Genomic DNA, 16,661 nt, shown 5'->3' with positions numbered 1-16,661 from the left:
CCGGCCCGTCGCGGCACTGCCGCGACGGGATCCGCGCCTATGAGGGATCGGCTGATTTTAACTGTTCCGGTTTGAAGGCGGCGTGCTGCGGCGTCCAGGCGTCGCCCTCACGGTTGAACCAATGGCAAAGGTAGAGACCCGATGCGGCTGGAGAGCTGACGGTCATCTTTGGCCCCCCTGATTTCAGGCAAACGATATCTCCGGGTTTCAAGACTTCGGCCATGGTTTCCTCCCAATGTCTGAAAGCAACCAGAGGTAATCAGACGCCGGACGAGGTGGCAATAGACCACCGCGCAGGAGCAACAGGTGACGTTCGGTACTCAAGGGTGGAGTTGCCGCAACCCGCCTCTCCAGCGCCTGGTCAGTTCAGGGATTTCCTGCGTGGCGGTGGTGCCGGGTGACGCTGCTCCAGTGCCGTTGCCGCTGCTTCGCGGCCGGTCCGCCGCAATCGCTCAAGGTAGCCGGGAAGCTCGCCAAGGCAATGGAAGGGCCCCCCCTCCTTCAGCACCGTCACCAGCGGATCGACGTCGCTGTCGCTTCTGGCGGTCATTGCGGTGCGCCAGTCTTCAAGCAGACGGCTGGCGTGCTCGACCACATCGTGGCGCGAGGTCGAGAGATCATGTTGCTCGTGTGGATCCTCACTCAGGTTGAACAGGCTGATGGGGCCGAAATCCTTGTAACCGTCATGATAGGTGCGCAGCATCAGCCAGTCGGCCCCATCGAGCCGGAAGCGCACGCCGCGCTGCACGGCCCAGGCGCCCTGGCTGAGTACCAGGAAGTCGCGGCCGCCATCCTCGCCAGCCGCCAGCGCCGGCGCGAAGGAGCGCCCATCCCACAATCCCGGCACGCTGCCGCCCAGCCGATCGATCAGCGTCGCCGCCCAGTCGAAATGATAGTGCAGCCCGCTGTTGACGCCTCGCAGATCGTCGGCGCCGGGCCAGCGGATAACAAGCGGTACGTTGCAGGTGAATTCGTCGGCGGTCTGGTGGTCACCCCAGACATTGAGTTCGCCGAGATTCTCGCCGTGATCGGCGCCGATGACGATGATCGTATCATCAAGCAGGTTCTGCCGCTTCAACTCTTCGATGATGAGGCCGACATGGTGGTCCGCGTAGAGCACGCCGGTATCGTAGCCGTCAAACCATGCCTTGACCTTGCCCATGTCGCTGATCGGAGAAGGCATGCGCCAGTACTCCGATCCGCCCGGTGAAACGTCGAAGCCCGAGGGCTCCTGCGGGCTGTGCGGGCCATAGCCGGCATGGCTTCTGTTGAAAACCGTCTCAGTCATCCAGTCGGGAAGCGGCTTGTCGGCGAAGGGGTCGCCGAAGCTGTCAGGTGCGCGATAGGGTGTGTGCGGATCCCAGACATTGACGTGCAGGAACCACTTCCTGGCCGAACCATTGCGCTTCAGCCAGTCGAGCGCCAGCGCCGAGACCTCGTCGGCATTTTCCATGCCGGCCTTTCCAGGATTGATGATTTCGTTGAACCCGGCATACCAGTGCCAGCAGCCGTGCCGCTCGCCGAAACTGCTGATCGTCGTGGTGTGATAGCCGAGATCGCGCAGCGCCCGCATCCAGCCTTCTTCGTAGAAAGTGCCGGCCCAGGCTCTTTCAGCGCCTTCGCGGAACGGCTCGCAGGCGGTGCCGCCATGGCCGACCACGCCGGTCCTCATTCCGTGACGGCCGCTCCACAGCGCCGTGCGCGACGGATGGCAAGGCACGTCCGAAACATAGACGTTCTCGAAGCGGATACCGTCGCGGGCAAGGCCGTCGATGACGGGAGAAGTGTTGCGATGGTAGCCGTAGCAGCCGAGGTGGTCGCGCCTCAGGCTGTCGATGTCGATGTAGAGAACGTTCATGAATGGCTCGCCGCTGTATGATTGTCAGGACACCAGCCCCGGCTCGCCGGGGGCTGGCGGTTTTTCAAAGGCCGGTTTCAGGCCGCGATGTATTGATCGCCGAGATAGTATTCCTTGGGGTCGAGCGAGGTCGCGAACTTGCCGAAGGTCTTGAACAGCTCGTTCATCGTCGAGAACCAGCCGTTCACGGTGCCGTCCTTGGTGAGCTTGATGAGTTCGGCCGAGGTCATGAAGCGGCCGTAGCCGGCCTCCGTCTTCAGCTGGTCTCCCGGAATGCCGAGCAGCTTCGAAGTGATCTCTATCGCCTTGTCTTGGTTGGCGGCGCGGAAATCCTGCGCGTCCTTGATGGCGCGGACCACGTTGCGAACGAGATCGGGATTGCCATCGATAAGATCATTGCGGGCGATGAAGACGCTCGGAAACGTGGTTTCCGGATAGAAGTCGTCGTTCTTGGCCAGTTCCACCAGATCGGGAACCCGCGTCTTGATAATGCCAACGAAAGGATACCAGATGCCGGCCGCATCGACCTGTTTAGAGGCGAAGGCCGCCACGATGGTGCTCGGGTCCATCTGCACCACTTCGAGATCGGTCATCGCCATGTTCGCCTTGCGCAATGCCAACCGCAGCAACATGTCGCCCGAAGTGCCGGCCGCGATGGCCACCTTCTTGCCCTTGAGATCGGCGATCGACTTGATGCCGGCCTGCGCGATGACCCGGTCGGAGAAGCCGACATCGTTGACGGCGATGATTTTGGCCTTGCCGGTTGCCGGCAGCCAGAGCGCGCCAGGTCCGAGGTAGCCGAACTCCAGGCTGTTGGCGCCAAGCGCCTGGACCTGGATAGGGCCGTTGGTGAAGACCTTGATATCGGCATCAACGCCGTGTTTGGCATAAAAACCCTGATCGGCGGCCACGCCAGCAACGCTGGCGCCCCAGAAGTCGCCATTGTAGCCGATGCGCGCGGGCATTCCCGTGGCCTTGGCGGAAATGCCGCCGGCGGCAAATGTCGCCAGTGCCGCCGATGATGCAAGGAAGTTCCGTCTTGTCAGTGTCACCCTATTCTCCTCCTGTTACTGGTTACTGGTGGTAAACGGCATGCCAAACGCGGTTGCGGATGCTCATGAATTCCGGTGAGAGCCGGATTTCCTCGGTTCTCGGGTAAGGCAACGCAACGTCGATGATCTCCTTCAACCGCCCTGGCCGCGCCGCCATGACGATGACCCTGTTGGCGAGATAGACAGCCTCGTCGACATCGTGGGTGATGAACATCACCGTGCGCCGCTCGCGGCTCCAGGTATCGAGCAACTGGTCCTGAAGCTGCACACGGGTGAGCGCATCGAGCGCGCCGAACGGCTCGTCCATGAGCAGAATTGTAGGATCGACCGCATAGGCCCGGGCAATTGCGCAGCGTTGCTTCATGCCGCCGGAAAGCGTCTTTGGCAGCGCGTCGGCGAAGTCGCCAAGCCCGACAAGATCGATGAAGCGCTGGGCGATCTCACGCCGCCGCGACGCCGCTTCCCCCTTGATACGCAGCCCGAACTCGACATTCTGGCGAACGGTCAACCAGGGAAAGAGCGCGTATTGCTGAAAGATCATGCCGCGCTCGGGCCCGGGCCCATCGACTGTCTTGCCATCGACGAGGACATCGCCTTCGCTCGGCCGCAGCAAACCGGCGGCGATGTTGAGCGCCGTCGACTTGCCGCAGCCCGAGGGACCGACAACAGTAACGAACTCACCATCGGCGATATCGAGCGACAGACGATCCAGTGCTATGAACGAATTGCCCTTGAGATCGAACCGGCGCGTGACGTTGTCGAAGACGATCTTGGGCTCCATCACACGCGCTCCTGCCAGATGGTCAGTCGGCGTTCGATCACGAGCAGGATGCGATCCATGGCAAGGCCGAGAATGCCGATGGTGATGAGGCTGACGAAGATGGTCGGCAGGTCGTAATAGAGCTGTGCCTGCTGCATGCGGAAGCCGAGGCCGGTCTGCGCGGCAATCAGTTCGGCGGCGACCAGCGTCGCCCAGGCCGAACCAAGGCCGATACGCACCCCGACGAGGATGAACGGGGTCGAGGCCGGGATGATGACGCGCAGGAAGATCGTCAGGTCCCCGGCACCAAGTACGCGCGCGGCGTTGATCATCGTCCGGTCGACGCTGATGACGCCCTGATAGGTAGCAACGACGCTTGCAAGGAAGGACGCCAGGAAAATCACGAAGACTTTCGGCGTTTCGTCGATGCCCATCGTGACGATCGCCAGCGGAATTATGGCAAGCGGCGGGATCATCCTGAAGAATTGCAGGTAGGGCTCGATGAGTGAGCGCGCGACCTTGTACCAACCCATGACAAAGCCGACTGGGATCGCCAGGATCACGCCGAGGAGAAAACCTGTCAAAACCCGCGCGAGGCTGGACATGATGTCGGTGGCGAGCTGTCCGTTGGATATGAGATCCGCGAATCTGGCGGCGACCTCGGGCGGTGGCGGTAACCCGACCGCACCGCCCGCCGTCAGCGCCCACCAGATCGCAATGCCGGCGACCAGACCGACGAGATTGAGCGCAAGGCTGGAGAGATCGACCGACCGACCCTCGTTCGGCGCGCCGGAAGACGGTGTCGCCTTCAATGCCGGGCTCATCTAGAAACTCCCGAGTAGAAGAAATGATCGAGTGCCGCGGCCGCCGCGCCGATGGCACCGGAACCGGCGCCAAGGCTCGACCTCTCGATGCGAAGCATGTCGCGCATCGGCGGCAGGACACGTGGCGGAACATCGTGGCGGATGTGATTGATGAAGCTCTCCGGCGCTTCGGCAAGGTGACCGCCGAAAACGATCAGGTCGGGGTTGAGCAGGTTTGTCGCCGTTGCGATCGCCGTCGTCAGGTGGCGGAGAGCGGCATTCCAGGCCTCGGGGTATTTTTCCACCGCCGCCAGAAGCCGCTTCGGGTGCGGGGTGTCGATATAAGCCGCCCGGGCCAGGGCGCGCTCCGACAGGAATGTCTCCAGGCAGCCGATGTTGCCGCAAGCGCAATGCTCGCCATCTTCGACCACCTGGACATGGCCGAGTTCGACCGCCCCGTGACCGCCGGGCCGGAACGGCATGCCGTCGATCACGAGGCCGGCCCCGAGGCCGGTTCGCAGATAAATGTACAGAAGAGCGGTTGCGTCACGCCCTATCCCGTAGCGCGATTCCGCGAGCGCCATCGCACTCACATTGTGCTCGACCACGACCGGCATCCGCAGTGCCATCTCCAGTTCATCGGCGAACGGCACGTCCTTCCAGTCGTAGTTGATCGACTGAAGATTACGGCGCCGCTTGGTGTCCACGGGTCCGGGGACGCCGAGCCCGAGGCCGATGAGACGGGAACGGGGTATCCCTGTCTTCTTGATCAGCTGTTCGACAATCCGCACCACCTTCGCGATGACGGCCGCCGGCTGGCTGGTGGCGGTGTCGAAATGCTCCGAAGCCATGATTTTCGACGAGGCCTTCAGGTCGGTGATCGCGGCATGGATGGTTCCGGCGCCGATATGCACGCCAATCACGGACAAGGCATCGGGCACCAGTGCCACGCCGATGGCCGGGCGCCCGACAGGCGCATCACCGACCACGCTCTGGGTCAGCTCGACCACCGTGCCCTCCTTGAGCAGATGAGCCGTCAGATGCGTGAGAGCTGTCGGCGACAGGGATGTCCGGCGCGCCAGTTCGGCACGCGACTGCGGACCGTCATCGCGCAGGATTCGGAGAATTGCTCCGTGATGGATGCCCATCAATTCCTCCCTATTATTTTCTAATGTTAATAAACTAATTAGCGCTGTCAAGCATGAACCTGGCCGCTGGCGCCGGCCGCGGCTTGCATGGTTGGACGGGTGGTTCCCCTACCCTCGTCGCGGCTCGGAAACGGCTCAATGCCTACTCCGGCGAAGGCACCGGCGGCTTCGATGTGACCGCCGCGCCGAAGGCGGCCGAAATCACGGCGGCGATGCCGGCGCATTGGATGGCCGACAGGCTCTCATGCAGGAACAGGAAACCCATCAGCGCGCCAAGTGCCGGTTCGAGACAGGTCAGCGTGCCGTAGATGCGCGCCGGCATCCGTGTCAGCGCCACCATTTCCAGCCAGAACGGCAGCGCGCTGGAGAACAGGCCGACCAGCAGCGCGCTGGTCAGGATCGCTGGCGCCACCAGCGCCGTTCCCGCCTGCGCCACGCCGAACGGCAGCACCAGCACGGCGGCGATCGCCATGCCATAGGCCGTGGTCTGCGTGCCGAGTTCAGCGCCCGCCTTTTGTGCCAGCACGATATAAAGCGCCCAGCAGCCGCCCGCCGCCAGCGCCAGCAAGGCGCCGACCGGATCGATGGGTGCTGGCGAATGCACCAGCGGCGACAGAAGCACGATGCCGATGACGGCCAGCGCCACCCAGGCAAAATCGCTGCCGCGCCGCGAGGTCAGCGTCGCCACCAGCAGCGGCCCGGAAAATTCGAGCGCCACCGCGATGCCGAGCGGAATGGTGGCCAGTGCCGCATAGAACAACAGGTTCAGCGCGCACAGCGTCACCCCATAGGCGATCAGCCACGGCAAGGCGGCGCGCGATGGCCGCACCCGCCAGGGCCGCAGCACCGCGGCCAGCATCAATGCACCGATCACCAGCCGCAGCGTCGTCGTGCCTTGCGCGCCGATTAGCGGAAACAGCCCCTTGGCGAAAGTGGCGCCGATCTGGATCGACACCATCGCGCCCATCAGGGCGGCAATCGGCAAGGGCGCGGCCTCACGGCTGGCAACCGGCGTCGATGTCACTTGGCACTATCCTCCCGCCGCTTCGCGCGGCATGGAGGCCAGATACGGCCAAACGAACCGGCTGTCGTGAGACAGCGCACGACTGACCGCTGGGGCAAGGGATCGAGGGACCGACGAAACCCGAGCAGACCTACGCGCGAACAACAAGGGTTCGGGCGGCCGCTCCGGATCGGCAAGGACCGCTGCTCGGTTGGCAAGATGGTGGGGCGTCAGGGGTAGCAGCCGCCGGCCCTCGGATTGTTCCGAAGGCCGGCAGGGAGAAAAGCTCAGCCCGCCATGGCGAGCGGCACGGCGCTCTTGTTGGGGATCTGGATGTCGATCTCCAGTGTCGACATGGTCTCGCCGCGATCCATGGAGACGTTCAGATAGTCCTGGTCGATCTGCACATGCCTGGCGATGACCGCCATGATTTCCTCGCGCAGGATGGAGACGAGGTCGGGCTGGTTGCGGTTGCGGCGCTCATAGGCCAACAGCACCTGCAGCCGTTCGCGTGCCACCGGCGCGCTGGAGCGCCGCTTGAAAATGTCGAGCAGGTTCATGCCGCCCTCCTTCCCAGCAGACGGTCGAGGAAGCCCTTGCGCTCGAACGGAACGACGACCGGCAGGTTCTCGCCCTCAAGCCGCTTGGCGGCTTCGATATAGGCGCGCGCGGCGGCGTTCAGCGGTTCGCTCAGCGTTACCGGCGCGCCGATATTGGAGGCGCGCAGCACGTCCTGGCTTTCGGGAATGATGCCGAGCAGCGGTGTCGACAGGATTTCCAGCACGTCGTCGATCGACAGCATTTCGCCGCGCGCGGCGCGCGCCGCGTCATAGCGCGTCACCAGCACGTGCTTGGCGATCGCTTCGCCTCTCTCGGCTTTCATGGTCCTGGCGTCGAGCAGGCCGATGATGCGATCGGAATCGCGCACCGAGCTGACTTCCGGATTGGTGACGATGACGGCTTCGTCGGCAAAGCGCATCGCCAGCTGCGCGCCACGCTCGATGCCGGCCGGGCTGTCGCAGAAGACGTAGTCGAACACCGAGCGCAGCTTGTCGATCACTTCGCCGACGCCTTCCTCGGTCAGCGCGTCCTTGTCGCGCGTCTGCGAGGCCGGCAGCAGGAACAGCGTCTCGACCCGCTTGTCGCGGATCAGCGCCTGCGACAGCTTGGCGGTGCCCTGGATGACATTGACCAGATCGAACACGACGCGCCGTTCGGCGCCCATGATCAGATCGAGATTGCGCAGGCCGACATCGAAATCGACCAGCGCCACCTTCTTGCCGGTTTTGGCGACCGCTGCCCCAAGCGCGGCCGTCGAGGTGGTCTTGCCGACGCCCCCCTTGCCTGATGTGACGACCACGACCTTGCCCATATATGTGCCTCCGTTATTGTTGGTTGAGCGGTGCTGTTTCGAGTGGTGTTAGTTGAGCGGCGCGACGCTGAGCACGCCATCCTGAAGAAAGGCCTGGATCGCGCGGCCGCGCGACGACGGGTCCATTTCCTCAGCGGTGCAATACCAGCCGTCGACCGCCAGTAATTCGGCTTCGTTCTTGCGGCAGAAAATGCGCGCCCCGGCATTGCCTTGCGCGCCGGCGAAGGCGCGTCCGCGCAATGTGCCGTAGACATGGATGGAGCCGCCGGCCATGATCTCGGAGCCCGAGGCGACCGAGCCCAGCACGATGACGTCGCCATGCGGATGAAAGATCAACTGGCCGGAGCGGATCGGCGACTTGATCATCAGCGTGTTCGGCGTTTCCGCCTCCAATGGCTTGTACTCTCCCGTCTTGACCTCGTCCGCCTTGGCCGGCGAGCCGGCGTTGGCCGCCCGCTCGGGCTGCGGGAACAAGCCCTCAGTGGAGGCTTCCTTGCCGCCGGTCAGCACCGGAGGCAGGTCGGCGCCAAGCGCCGCATTGCCATGACCTTCGATGGCATAGATGCGGATGCCGCGCTCGCCGAGCTGCCCGACCAGGGCGCCGATCTCATCGACCTGGGGCTTCAGCGTGTGGAGATCGAGCACCACGGGGCGGCCTGTGAAGAAGCCGGGCGAGTTGCCGATCCACAGATCCAGCCCCTCCAGCCACGCGTCCAGGGGCGCCTCGGGCGTCAGCGTGAAGGCAACGAAAGACCGCGCCCGAAAGCGTATGGATTTCTTCTCGATCGGGGCGGCGAAGGTCACTGGCTGCGAATCCTTACTGATTGGTTAAACGCTAGCCAGCCATGGTTAACGAAAGGTTAATTTCGGGTTAAGCAGGCAGGAGGAAAACCCGATCCTGACACGCCCCTGACGGAGAACGATGACTACCCGCCGCTCGGCAACCGCGTGATCGCTGCCAGGGCGAGCAGCGCGAGACCACCGAGAAGCGCCATCGCCAGCAGCGACCAGGGAATGCCGACATGCGCGATGGCGAATGCCAGGGCAAAGGGCGCGAGGGCGGAGACGATCAGCCGGGCGGACATGGCGCGGCCCTGCAGCCGGCCGTAGCCCTCACTGCCGAACAGGGCCAATGGCAGCGCGCCGGTGACGATGCTGAAAAGCCCGTTGCCCATGCCGAAGACGATGGCAAACGCCATCGCGCCTGGGATCGACGGCGCCGTGCTCTCGAGCACGATCACGCCCGCCGTCATCAGCGCGGCGGAGATGACGGCAAGCGTCAGCGGCGGCAGGTTGATCCCGAACACCATGTTGATGAAGCGGCTGAGTACCTGCGACGGACCGAAAAGCGTTCCAACGATGGCGGCGGTGGCGCCCAGGCCCAGCCCGGAAAGCAGCGGCACCATATGGACAAGGACGGCAGCGCTGACCAGGTTCAGCAGCGAGAAGGCAGTGACCATCAGCGCGAATCCGAGCGGCCTCACGGAGGCGGTCAGCGATCCCCTGATATGCCGGAGCGGCTCGATCGCCGCGCGCCGGCTTCTCGCCAGCCCATGCGAGAGCCAGGCGTGCAGCGGCAGGCAGACAAGCAGGTTCAGCCCCGCGAAAACGAGGTAGACGGCTCGCCATGACATATGCGCATGCAGGGCCGAGGTGATCGGCCAGAACGCGGTCGAGGCGAAACCGGCGATGAGGGTGAGATAGGTTATGCTTCGTTGCGCCGCATGCGGGTTTATCTGAACCAGCAGCGCGAAGGCCGCGCCGTATTGGACCAGGATGGACGCGACTTCGAGGGCAATCAACGCCGGCACGAATGCAGCCGCATTGGGGGCAGAGGCACAGGCGATGAGAGCAGCCGCAGCGAAGATAGAGCCGCCGGTCATGACCCTGCCCGCGCCAAAGCGGTCGATCCAGTTGCCGAGCCAGGGAGCCGTCAGCCCGCCCGCCAGCAAGGCGGCCGAAAGCGCACCGAAAATCCATTCGGTTGGCCATGCCAGATCCTTCGCCATGTCGGCGGCGAGAATGCTGAAACTGTAGTAGAGCGTGCCATAGCCAACGATCTGGGTGATCCCCAGCGCGACAATGGCGCCTATCGGAGAGCGCGTCGCCGCTTCGACATTGCGAAGGCTTTGGTCACCGGGCGCCGCGATCATGGCTCACCACCTCGCCGTCTTCCTTGGTGAAGCGGATGACCGGATGGTCGAGCAGGTCGAACACAAGCTCGGATGGACGGCAAAGCCGCGTGCCCCTCGGCGTTTCGACGATCGGCCTGTTGATCAGGATCGGATGCTCCAGCATGGCGTCGAGAAGCTCGTCGTCGGACCATTTGGGATCGGCCAGTCCGAGCTGCGCATAGGGCGTCCCCTTTTCGCGCAGCAAAGCACGCGCTGAAATCCCCATTGCCGCGATCAGCTGGCGCAGGCGGTCCCGGCTGGGCGGGGTTTTCAGATACTCGATGACATCAGGCTCCTCACCGCTCGCGCGGATCATGGCCAGCGTGTTGCGCGACGTGCCGCAGTCGGGGTTGTGGTAAATCGTGACGGTCATGATTTGGCCTCGGCGGAAAGCGGGTTGGTGTCGGATTGCGGCCGCAGCAGCCATGTCATCAGCGCCATGGCGGCGACGGCGCCGAGCAACTCAGCGACGATGAAGCCCGGCAGGTTGACGGGGCTTATTCCGGAGAACGTGTCGGTCAACGAACGCGCCACCGCGACGGCGGGATTGGCGAACGATGTCGACGCCGTGAACCAATAGGCCGCCGTGATGTAAAGACCGACTAGCCACGGCACGGACGCGCGCTCGAAGCGCAGGCCGGCGAGGATGGTCGCCAGCAGCCCGAAAGTCGCGACCCCTTCGGAAAACCATAGTGCCGCCCCGGTGCGGCTATGCGTCGATAGCGCCAGCGGTGCCAGGCCGAACATCAGATGCGCGGTCACGGTGCCGGCAATGCCGCCGCCGAACTGGCTCAGCACATACCAGATGCAATCGCCGACCGAGAGACGGCGCGACAAGGCGAAGATGATGGAGACGGCCGGGTTGAAATGGGCGCCGGAGATTGGCCCGAAAATCGCAATGAGCACGACAAGGATCGCACCGGTGGGCAAGGTGTTGCCCAGCAGCGCCAGCGCGCTGTCCTGAGTCAGTGATTGCGCCATGATGCCGGAGCCGACCACTGTCGCCACCAGCAGCGCCGTGCCCAGGCCCTCGGCCACCAGACGGCGCGGCAGATCAAATTTTGACATCAGCGCGACCCGGATAGAGACCGCGCCATCAGCGCGGCGGTGGACGGGCAAAGCGCCACAGCCTGGCGTGTAGCAAGGATTGCCGCCGGCGCCGTTTGGCGATCGACGGGCCGAAAGCCGAGGCGCTGGAAAAAGCGCGCGGCATCCGTGGTCAGCAGGTAAGCCGTGCTTGCGCCGGCCCGCGCGGCCTGTTCGAGCAACAGATTGGTTGCCACGGTTCCCTGCCCCTGCCCGCGCGCTTGCGGCAGCATCACCAGCGAGCGCACAAGGACGTCGGCGCCATGGAGTTCATAACCGCCAAAGCCGACGGTGCGCCCATCTTCTGAAAAGCGGAAGAACCGCCGACCGGCATCGCTCACATCATCCGTGGGAAGCCCCGCGGCGAGCAGCGCCTCGGCCAGTTCGGTTGAATTTCCGTCAAGCGGCCCGATAATCATTGAGCCGGCGCTTTCGCGTCGGCCGCGCAGCAGCTCGGCGCCAGTGCCGGCGCGCAGATTTCCGGCCGGCCGGAACAGCAATCCTCCATCAGGAAACGGATGAGGCCGCTCAAGGCGTCGTATGCGGCGCTGTAGACCATCGAGCGGGAATCGCGCCGCACAGTCACCAGCCCGGCCCGCTCAAGCTCCTTCAGATGAAAGCTGACATTCGAGGCCGAGACCTCGACCTTTTCGGCAATGGCGCCGGCGGCAATGCCGTCCGGGCCGGCAATCACCAGATGGCGCAATATCCGCAAGCGCGTTTCCTGCGACAGCGCGGCAAAGGCCGAGAGGGCTTGACGTTCATCCATATTTCAACAATCCTATGAATATCGAAATAAGGATTACCGCACATGCCCGCTTCTGACAATCGGGAATTTGAACCCTCCATTCCTCTGGATGCCGAAGACATCACCATCGCTGCCTTGCTGGACTTTCTGGCAGGCCACAAGGACAAGCCCCTGGTGTTCTTCTATGACGGCCGGCCGGTGCAGCCGGGCTATCATGTCACCGAGGTCAAGGCCGGCCAATTCGCCGCGCTGGATTGCGGCGCCAACCCCGAATCCTGGTCAGAGATCTTCGTCCAGCTGTGGGACGTCAACGAGGATCGCACACATATGCCTGCGGGCAAGTTTTCGGCCATCATCCGCAAGGTGACCGAACATGTCGGCCTCGACCATGCCGCCAGGCTCACCTTTGAGGTCAGCGACGGTGTGCGCCCGATGCAGCTCTACCGCTCCGCCCTGCCCCAGACAGTCGATGGCGCCGTGCATGTCGAGCTCTCGCCCAGGCCCGCCAGTTGCAAGCCGCGCGACCGCTGGCTGGCCGAAGAGAAAAAGGCCAAGCCCTGCTGTGCGCCCTCCACCGGCCCGCAACCGTGTTGCGGCTAGACGGGCGCGGCAAGAACGGTGGCATCGTGCCGCATCACTTCGTTGATCCCTTCGGTGCGCCCAGAAGCTCGGTCTACTTCATGAAATCTCTGGGCTGACGCTTTTCGTGGAAAGAAGCTCAACTCGGTGACCGTTGTCGCCGGCGCGCTCCCGCCTATAATGCTGTCCATGGCGTTTACACTGGAAGACATTGACCGCGCCCACAAGGGCGTCAGCCAGGCCACCGTTGGCGACTATCTCAAGGCCTTGCACGGCCTCGGCGTCGCCTTCTACCGCACGCATATTTCGGATGGTCACTCAGACTATGTCGACAGCGAAGGCAACAGCCTGTCGTCGGCGCCCATCCACGAACTCTATGAAGTCGCGGACCATGCCAGCGTCGAGGCCGCGCGGCTGGCGCTCGACGCGCATGCGCGAGGCAAAACCGACTACTATGCTTTCAGCCGGCAACTGGCCGATGCAGGTGTTGCGGCCTGAGTGATGGATCCCGTCGCCATGACCTGCACGTTTTGTGCGAAATCCGGCGAGCCGTTGATTGTGGAGCCGGTGTAGCGTGGCGACAATGCCGCTTGGCTCGGCTGCGCGGTGTGCAACCGGCGAAGATCGGAATTGCGTAAAAACAAGCGGTTGGGAAAGTTTGGTGATTCTACCAAAGAGCTGATGCTCTGATGTAGAATGATGGTCGCCGGCGAGGAGGCCGGCCAGGGAGGGATACGCAATGACCAGAACGCCCGCCTCGGCGCACCCGCCGCGCTATGACGATGCGGTGGCGCGGTTTCGCCTCGAGGATGAAATCGCCCGGCTGCAAGGCGACCTCGCGGGCCTCAATGCCTGCGTCGAATGCTGCGACCGCCACACCGGCGCCAACCGGCTGGCGCTGCGCGCGATTTCAGCCGATGGCACGCTCACCGAATTCAGCTTCGAGGACTTGCGCGGCAAGGCCGCGCGCGTCGGCAACATGCTGAAAGACGCGGGCGTCGGCCCAGGCGACGTCGTTGCCGGCATGCTGCCGCGCATTCCAGACCTGGTGGCGCTGATCCTTGGCACATGGCGCGTCGGCGCGGTCTACCAGCCACTGTTCACCGCCTTTGGCCCGAAAGCCATCGAGCATCGGCTGGGCTACAGCGCCGCGAAGCTGGTGGTGACCAACCCCGCCAATCGCGGCAAGCTGAACGAACTGGAGAACTGCCCGCCGGTGGCGATCGTCCTCGCAAAGGGCGAGCCACTGCCTGATGGCGACATCGATTTCCGCGCCGCCATCGCCGCCGCCTCGCCCCACTGCCAGCCGGTGATGCGCAAGGGCGACGACCTGTTCATGATGATGTCGACCTCCGGCACCACCGGCCTGCCCAAGGGCGTGCCGGTGCCGCTCAGCGCGTTGATGGCCTTCGGCGCCTATATGCGCGACGCCATCGGCCTCAGGCCGGACGACGTCTTCTGGAACATCGCCGATCCCGGCTGGGCCTACGGCCTCTACTACGCCATCACTGGGCCGCTGCTGCTCGGCATCGCAACGACCTTCCATGAAGGCGCCTTCAACGCCAGGAGCACCTATGACATCATTGAGCGCCTCGGCGTCACCAGCCTCGCCGGTTCTCCCACCGCCTTCCGCCTGTTGCTGGCGGAAGGGCCTGACGCCGCCGCCGGCATCAAGGGCCGGCTGCGCGTGGTGAGCAGCGCCGGCGAGCCGCTGAACCCCGAAGTGATCCGCTGGTTCAGCGCTCATCTCGCCGCCCCGATCCACGACCACTACGGCCAGACCGAGAACGGCATGATGGTGAACAACCATCACGGTCTCGAGCATACGGTCCGCGCCGGCTCCGCCGGCTTTGCCATGCCCGGCTACCGCATGGTGGTGCTGGACGACGAGGGCCGGGAGCTCGGCCCCAACCAGCCCGGCATTCTCGCCGTCGACATCAGGAATTCGCCGCTGCGCTGGTTCGACGGCTACCATCAGGCCGATACATCGGCGATCTCGGGCGGCTATTACCGCACCGGCGACAGTGTGGAATACGAGCCGGACGGCTCGGTCTCCTTCATCGGCCGCGCCGACGACGTCATCACCTCATCCGGCTACCGCATCGGCCCCTTCGACGTGGAAAGCGCACTGATCGAGCACCCCTCAGTCAACGAAGCCGCCGTCGTCGGCGTGCCCGACCCGCGGCGCACCGAGATCGTCAAGGCCTTCGTCGTGCTGGCGCATGGCCAGCAAGGCAGCGACGCGCTGGCCGAGGAACTGGCGCGGCACGTCAAGAAGCGCCTCTCGGCGCATGCCTATCCGCGCGAAGTGGAGTTCGTTGCCGAACTGCCGAGGACGCCAAGCGGCAAGATCCAGCGGTTCTTGCTGCGCAAGGCGGAAGTTGAGAAGCGGAAGGGGTGAAGGCGCGTGGTGATCGCGCGTTTCGCAGCCGTCTGCTCACCGCCGAATTCAGACAGCCTGCCTGGAACCAACAGCCGGCGAGACTGTTTAGCTTCGACTTTGACGCTGACGTCCCCGCCGGCTGGATAGGCCGCGATCTTGAGGAGCTTCCATCATGAACATGTCATCCAGGTTTCGTTCGGCTGCTGTTGCCGCGATCGCGGTCGCGGGGGTTGGCTTTGCCAGCGCAGCACATGCCGACAGCGCCACGATCCGCTTCGCGGTCTACAAAGCCGCCTTCTTTATCGGCGGCTCGGGAGGCGAAGGCACGCTGACATTTCATGGCCGCCGCTACCCCATCACGGTCGGCGGCGTCTCGGGCGGGCTCGCCTTCGGCGTTTCCAAGACCTATTTCCAGGGCACCGTGCGCCACATCAGGAGCGTGCGCGATGTGACGGGCGTCTATGGCGCGGCAGGCGGTGGCGGCGCGCTGGGCAAAGGCGCCCAGGTGATTGTCATGACCAACGACAAGGGCGCCCAGCTCGAACTGACCGGCAAGCAGGTCGGCCTGCAGGTCAACGCAGATCTCAGCGGTATCGCCATCACGGTGAAGTGAGGATTGTCCGCCCGGTCGGTTTCGGAGGGGCGGATACGACATCACCTGATGTTCGCGAATGTCGGCTCCGGTGCGTCCGGAGCCGAAGGCGTTTGCGCTAGCTGGCGCGGTGAAAATCATGCTCAGCGCTTCGTTGGGCTCGCTGATGATCATCTTGCTTACGGGGGCATTTCTGGTCCGCGCTTCTGAAACTTCAAGCACCGGACGGTCCGCGAATGGGTGGCTGTGCCCCCATCAACCGGCCGGCGCCACCGCCACGCCGGCATAGTGGCTCCCCAATTGCCAGAACGGCAGCGGAAAGCGTCCGCGTTCCGCTTGAACCAGGCGGAAGCCCGCGCCGCTGATCAGGTGCAGCGGATCGCGGTTGAGCTGACAGCCGCCGGCCAGCCGTGCCCAGGGACGGTTCAGGCGCTCCTGCCATTTGCGCCAACGCGGCCCCTGCGCCTGTCCATGCTCGATGAAAATCAGCTGGCCCGTTGGTCTCAGGATGCGGCGGATTTCGGCCAGCGCCGCTTCAGGGTCCGGAATGGTGCAAAAGGCGTAGGTGACGACGACCGTGTCGGCGAAATTGTCCGCCAGGGGCAGGCTTTCGCCGCTTGCCCGCAGGCATTCGACATCAAGCGCCAGTGCGCGGATCTTCGGTGCGGCGAGGCCAAGCATCGTCCCGTCGGGATCGACGCCGACCAGCCGCCCCACTTTGGCTGCGTCGTAATAGGGAAGGTTGAGGCCGGAGCCGAAGCCCACTTCGACGACGACACCCTCGGCGCGCGGTATCATCCGCTTGCGCATATGCGTGAAGGCGCTGGACGAACAGCCGGCGTGGACGAGGTAGGGCGCTATGCAGCGTGCGTACCAGGAGAGGCAAGATTGACACATATCCTCAGCCTCCCTGCCTTGCATGGGCAGTGCCGACGGGCGCGCCGGCGGCGGCCCCAGGCATGCGGTGGCGGATGATGGTATTGACCAGTGACATTTCTCGCTCCAAGGGAGTCTCCTCATCGGGCCCTATCGGTCCGCGTCTTGGGGATGGATAGAAGGCCGGCGTCCCCTCGGCGTCTCTCAACACCCCTTGGCCGACCACG

The 16,661-nt window shown here is 64.2% G+C and carries 20 protein-coding genes; 4 read left to right on the top strand and 16 right to left on the bottom strand.

All coding sequences use genetic code 11. The annotated features are described in order from the left end of the window. Positions 1–37: 37 nt before the first annotated feature. The 15 genes from GA829_RS15960 to GA829_RS15890 all read right to left on the bottom strand — a co-directional run bounded on the left by GA829_RS15960 (position 38) and on the right by GA829_RS15890 (position 12,025). Positions 38–223 carry a YodC family protein gene (locus tag GA829_RS15960; RefSeq protein WP_195179402.1) on the bottom strand — a complete coding sequence of 62 codons (186 nt, stop codon included), beginning with the start codon at positions 221–223 and terminating at the stop codon, positions 38–40. Between the two features lie 138 nt (positions 224–361). Further along, positions 362–1,858 (bottom strand): sulfatase, encoded by a 1,497-nt coding sequence (locus GA829_RS15955; RefSeq protein ID WP_195179401.1) that lies wholly within the window; start codon positions 1,856–1,858, stop codon positions 362–364. Positions 1,859–1,935: 77 nt separating this feature from the next. After that, entirely contained in the window at positions 1,936–2,904 is a 969-nt protein-coding gene (locus tag GA829_RS15950) for an aliphatic sulfonate ABC transporter substrate-binding protein (RefSeq protein WP_195179675.1), read from the bottom strand. A 28-nt stretch (positions 2,905–2,932) separates the two neighbouring features. After that, positions 2,933–3,691, bottom strand: a complete 759-nt coding sequence (locus GA829_RS15945; protein WP_195179400.1) for an ABC transporter ATP-binding protein — start codon at positions 3,689–3,691, stop codon at positions 2,933–2,935. Continuing rightward, a complete protein-coding gene (locus GA829_RS15940) occupies positions 3,691–4,494 on the bottom strand; it encodes an ABC transporter permease (RefSeq protein WP_258052311.1) in 804 nt (267 codons plus the stop codon). Before GA829_RS15940 ends, GA829_RS15945 begins: the two co-directional genes overlap by 1 nt. Beyond that, the gene (locus GA829_RS15935) at positions 4,491–5,621 is read right to left on the bottom strand and encodes an ROK family transcriptional regulator (protein WP_195179399.1); all 1,131 of its coding nucleotides are present in this window, start codon (positions 5,619–5,621) and stop codon (positions 4,491–4,493) included. The genes GA829_RS15940 and GA829_RS15935 overlap by 4 nt, the downstream gene beginning before the upstream one ends. Before the next feature lie 142 nt (positions 5,622–5,763). Further along, a complete protein-coding gene (locus tag GA829_RS15930) occupies positions 5,764–6,645 on the bottom strand; it encodes an EamA family transporter (RefSeq protein ID WP_210337771.1) in 882 nt (293 codons plus the stop codon). 266 nt (positions 6,646–6,911) lie between these two features. Then, a complete protein-coding gene (gene minE, locus GA829_RS15925; protein WP_195179398.1) occupies positions 6,912–7,184 on the bottom strand; it encodes a cell division topological specificity factor MinE in 273 nt (90 codons plus the stop codon). Further along, positions 7,181–7,996 (bottom strand): septum site-determining protein MinD, encoded by an 816-nt coding sequence (gene minD, locus GA829_RS15920; RefSeq protein ID WP_195179397.1) that lies wholly within the window; start codon positions 7,994–7,996, stop codon positions 7,181–7,183. The genes minE and minD overlap by 4 nt, the downstream gene beginning before the upstream one ends. A gap of 48 nt (positions 7,997–8,044) precedes the next feature. After that, positions 8,045–8,800, bottom strand: coding sequence for a septum site-determining protein MinC (gene minC / locus GA829_RS15915; RefSeq protein ID WP_195179396.1), 756 nt, complete (start codon positions 8,798–8,800; stop codon positions 8,045–8,047). A gap of 122 nt (positions 8,801–8,922) precedes the next feature. Then, positions 8,923–10,149 carry an arsenite efflux MFS transporter ArsK gene (gene arsK, locus GA829_RS15910; protein ID WP_195179395.1) on the bottom strand — a complete coding sequence of 409 codons (1,227 nt, stop codon included), beginning with the start codon at positions 10,147–10,149 and terminating at the stop codon, positions 8,923–8,925. Then, on the bottom strand, positions 10,130–10,543 hold the full coding sequence (gene arsC, locus GA829_RS15905; protein WP_195179394.1) for an arsenate reductase (glutaredoxin): 414 nt from the start codon (positions 10,541–10,543) through the stop codon (positions 10,130–10,132). The genes arsK and arsC overlap by 20 nt, the downstream gene beginning before the upstream one ends. After that, positions 10,540–11,238 (bottom strand): aquaporin, encoded by a 699-nt coding sequence (locus GA829_RS15900; protein WP_195179393.1) that lies wholly within the window; start codon positions 11,236–11,238, stop codon positions 10,540–10,542. Before GA829_RS15900 ends, arsC begins: the two co-directional genes overlap by 4 nt. Then, positions 11,238–11,675: an arsenic resistance N-acetyltransferase ArsN2 gene (gene arsN2, locus GA829_RS15895; protein ID WP_195179392.1), complete on the bottom strand. Its 438-nt coding sequence runs from the start codon at positions 11,673–11,675 to the stop codon at positions 11,238–11,240. The genes GA829_RS15900 and arsN2 overlap by 1 nt, the downstream gene beginning before the upstream one ends. Beyond that, complete coding sequence (locus GA829_RS15890) at positions 11,672–12,025, bottom strand: ArsR/SmtB family transcription factor (protein WP_195179391.1); 354 nt, start codon at positions 12,023–12,025, stop codon at positions 11,672–11,674. Before GA829_RS15890 ends, arsN2 begins: the two co-directional genes overlap by 4 nt. Positions 12,026–12,067: 42 nt before the next feature. On the opposite strand from GA829_RS15890, the gene GA829_RS15885 reads away from it, so the two are divergent. The 4 genes from GA829_RS15885 (at position 12,068) to GA829_RS15870 (ending at position 15,579) form a co-directional block, all read left to right on the top strand. After that, positions 12,068–12,604 carry a DUF6428 family protein gene (locus tag GA829_RS15885; protein ID WP_195179390.1) on the top strand — a complete coding sequence of 179 codons (537 nt, stop codon included), beginning with the start codon at positions 12,068–12,070 and terminating at the stop codon, positions 12,602–12,604. A 168-nt stretch (positions 12,605–12,772) separates the two neighbouring features. Then, positions 12,773–13,081 carry a DUF1398 family protein gene (locus tag GA829_RS15880; RefSeq protein ID WP_195179389.1) on the top strand — a complete coding sequence of 103 codons (309 nt, stop codon included), beginning with the start codon at positions 12,773–12,775 and terminating at the stop codon, positions 13,079–13,081. 241 nt (positions 13,082–13,322) lie between these two features. Then, entirely contained in the window at positions 13,323–14,984 is a 1,662-nt protein-coding gene (locus GA829_RS15875) for an acyl-CoA synthetase (RefSeq protein ID WP_195179388.1), read from the top strand. A 154-nt stretch (positions 14,985–15,138) separates the two neighbouring features. After that, complete coding sequence (locus tag GA829_RS15870; RefSeq protein ID WP_195179387.1) at positions 15,139–15,579, top strand: lipid-binding SYLF domain-containing protein; 441 nt, start codon at positions 15,139–15,141, stop codon at positions 15,577–15,579. Between the two features lie 234 nt (positions 15,580–15,813). Here the strand turns inward: GA829_RS15870 and GA829_RS15865 are convergent, their stop codons facing one another. Further along, positions 15,814–16,455 carry a class I SAM-dependent methyltransferase gene (locus GA829_RS15865; RefSeq protein WP_195179386.1) on the bottom strand — a complete coding sequence of 214 codons (642 nt, stop codon included), beginning with the start codon at positions 16,453–16,455 and terminating at the stop codon, positions 15,814–15,816. Between the last annotated feature and the right edge of the window lie 206 nt (positions 16,456–16,661).

The organism is Mesorhizobium sp. INR15 (assembly GCF_015500075.1).
Lineage (GTDB): Bacteria > Pseudomonadota > Alphaproteobacteria > Rhizobiales > Rhizobiaceae > Mesorhizobium.
This window is presented reverse-complemented; position numbering and strand designations above follow the sequence as displayed.

Coding starts and splice junctions, on each gene's coding strand:
- GA829_RS15960 (WP_195179402.1), bottom strand. CDS start 223: ATGGCCGAAGTCTTGAAACCCGGAGATATCGTTTGCCTGAAATCAGGG.
- GA829_RS15955 (WP_195179401.1), bottom strand. CDS start 1,858: ATGAACGTTCTCTACATCGACATCGACAGCCTGAGGCGCGACCACCTC.
- GA829_RS15945 (WP_195179400.1), bottom strand. CDS start 3,691: ATGGAGCCCAAGATCGTCTTCGACAACGTCACGCGCCGGTTCGATCTC.
- GA829_RS15940 (WP_258052311.1), bottom strand. CDS start 4,494: ATGAGCCCGGCATTGAAGGCGACACCGTCTTCCGGCGCGCCGAACGAG.
- GA829_RS15935 (WP_195179399.1), bottom strand. CDS start 5,621: ATGGGCATCCATCACGGAGCAATTCTCCGAATCCTGCGCGATGACGGT.
- minE (WP_195179398.1), bottom strand. CDS start 7,184: ATGAACCTGCTCGACATTTTCAAGCGGCGCTCCAGCGCGCCGGTGGCA.
- minD (WP_195179397.1), bottom strand. CDS start 7,996: ATGGGCAAGGTCGTGGTCGTCACATCAGGCAAGGGGGGCGTCGGCAAG.
- arsK (WP_195179395.1), bottom strand. CDS start 10,149: ATGATCGCGGCGCCCGGTGACCAAAGCCTTCGCAATGTCGAAGCGGCG.
- arsC (WP_195179394.1), bottom strand. CDS start 10,543: ATGACCGTCACGATTTACCACAACCCCGACTGCGGCACGTCGCGCAAC.
- GA829_RS15900 (WP_195179393.1), bottom strand. CDS start 11,238: ATGTCAAAATTTGATCTGCCGCGCCGTCTGGTGGCCGAGGGCCTGGGC.
- arsN2 (WP_195179392.1), bottom strand. CDS start 11,675: ATGATTATCGGGCCGCTTGACGGAAATTCAACCGAACTGGCCGAGGCG.
- GA829_RS15890 (WP_195179391.1), bottom strand. CDS start 12,025: ATGGATGAACGTCAAGCCCTCTCGGCCTTTGCCGCGCTGTCGCAGGAA.
- GA829_RS15885 (WP_195179390.1), top strand. CDS start 12,068: ATGCCCGCTTCTGACAATCGGGAATTTGAACCCTCCATTCCTCTGGAT.
- GA829_RS15880 (WP_195179389.1), top strand. CDS start 12,773: ATGGCGTTTACACTGGAAGACATTGACCGCGCCCACAAGGGCGTCAGC.
- GA829_RS15875 (WP_195179388.1), top strand. CDS start 13,323: ATGACCAGAACGCCCGCCTCGGCGCACCCGCCGCGCTATGACGATGCG.
- GA829_RS15870 (WP_195179387.1), top strand. CDS start 15,139: ATGAACATGTCATCCAGGTTTCGTTCGGCTGCTGTTGCCGCGATCGCG.
- GA829_RS15865 (WP_195179386.1), bottom strand. CDS start 16,455: ATGTGTCAATCTTGCCTCTCCTGGTACGCACGCTGCATAGCGCCCTAC.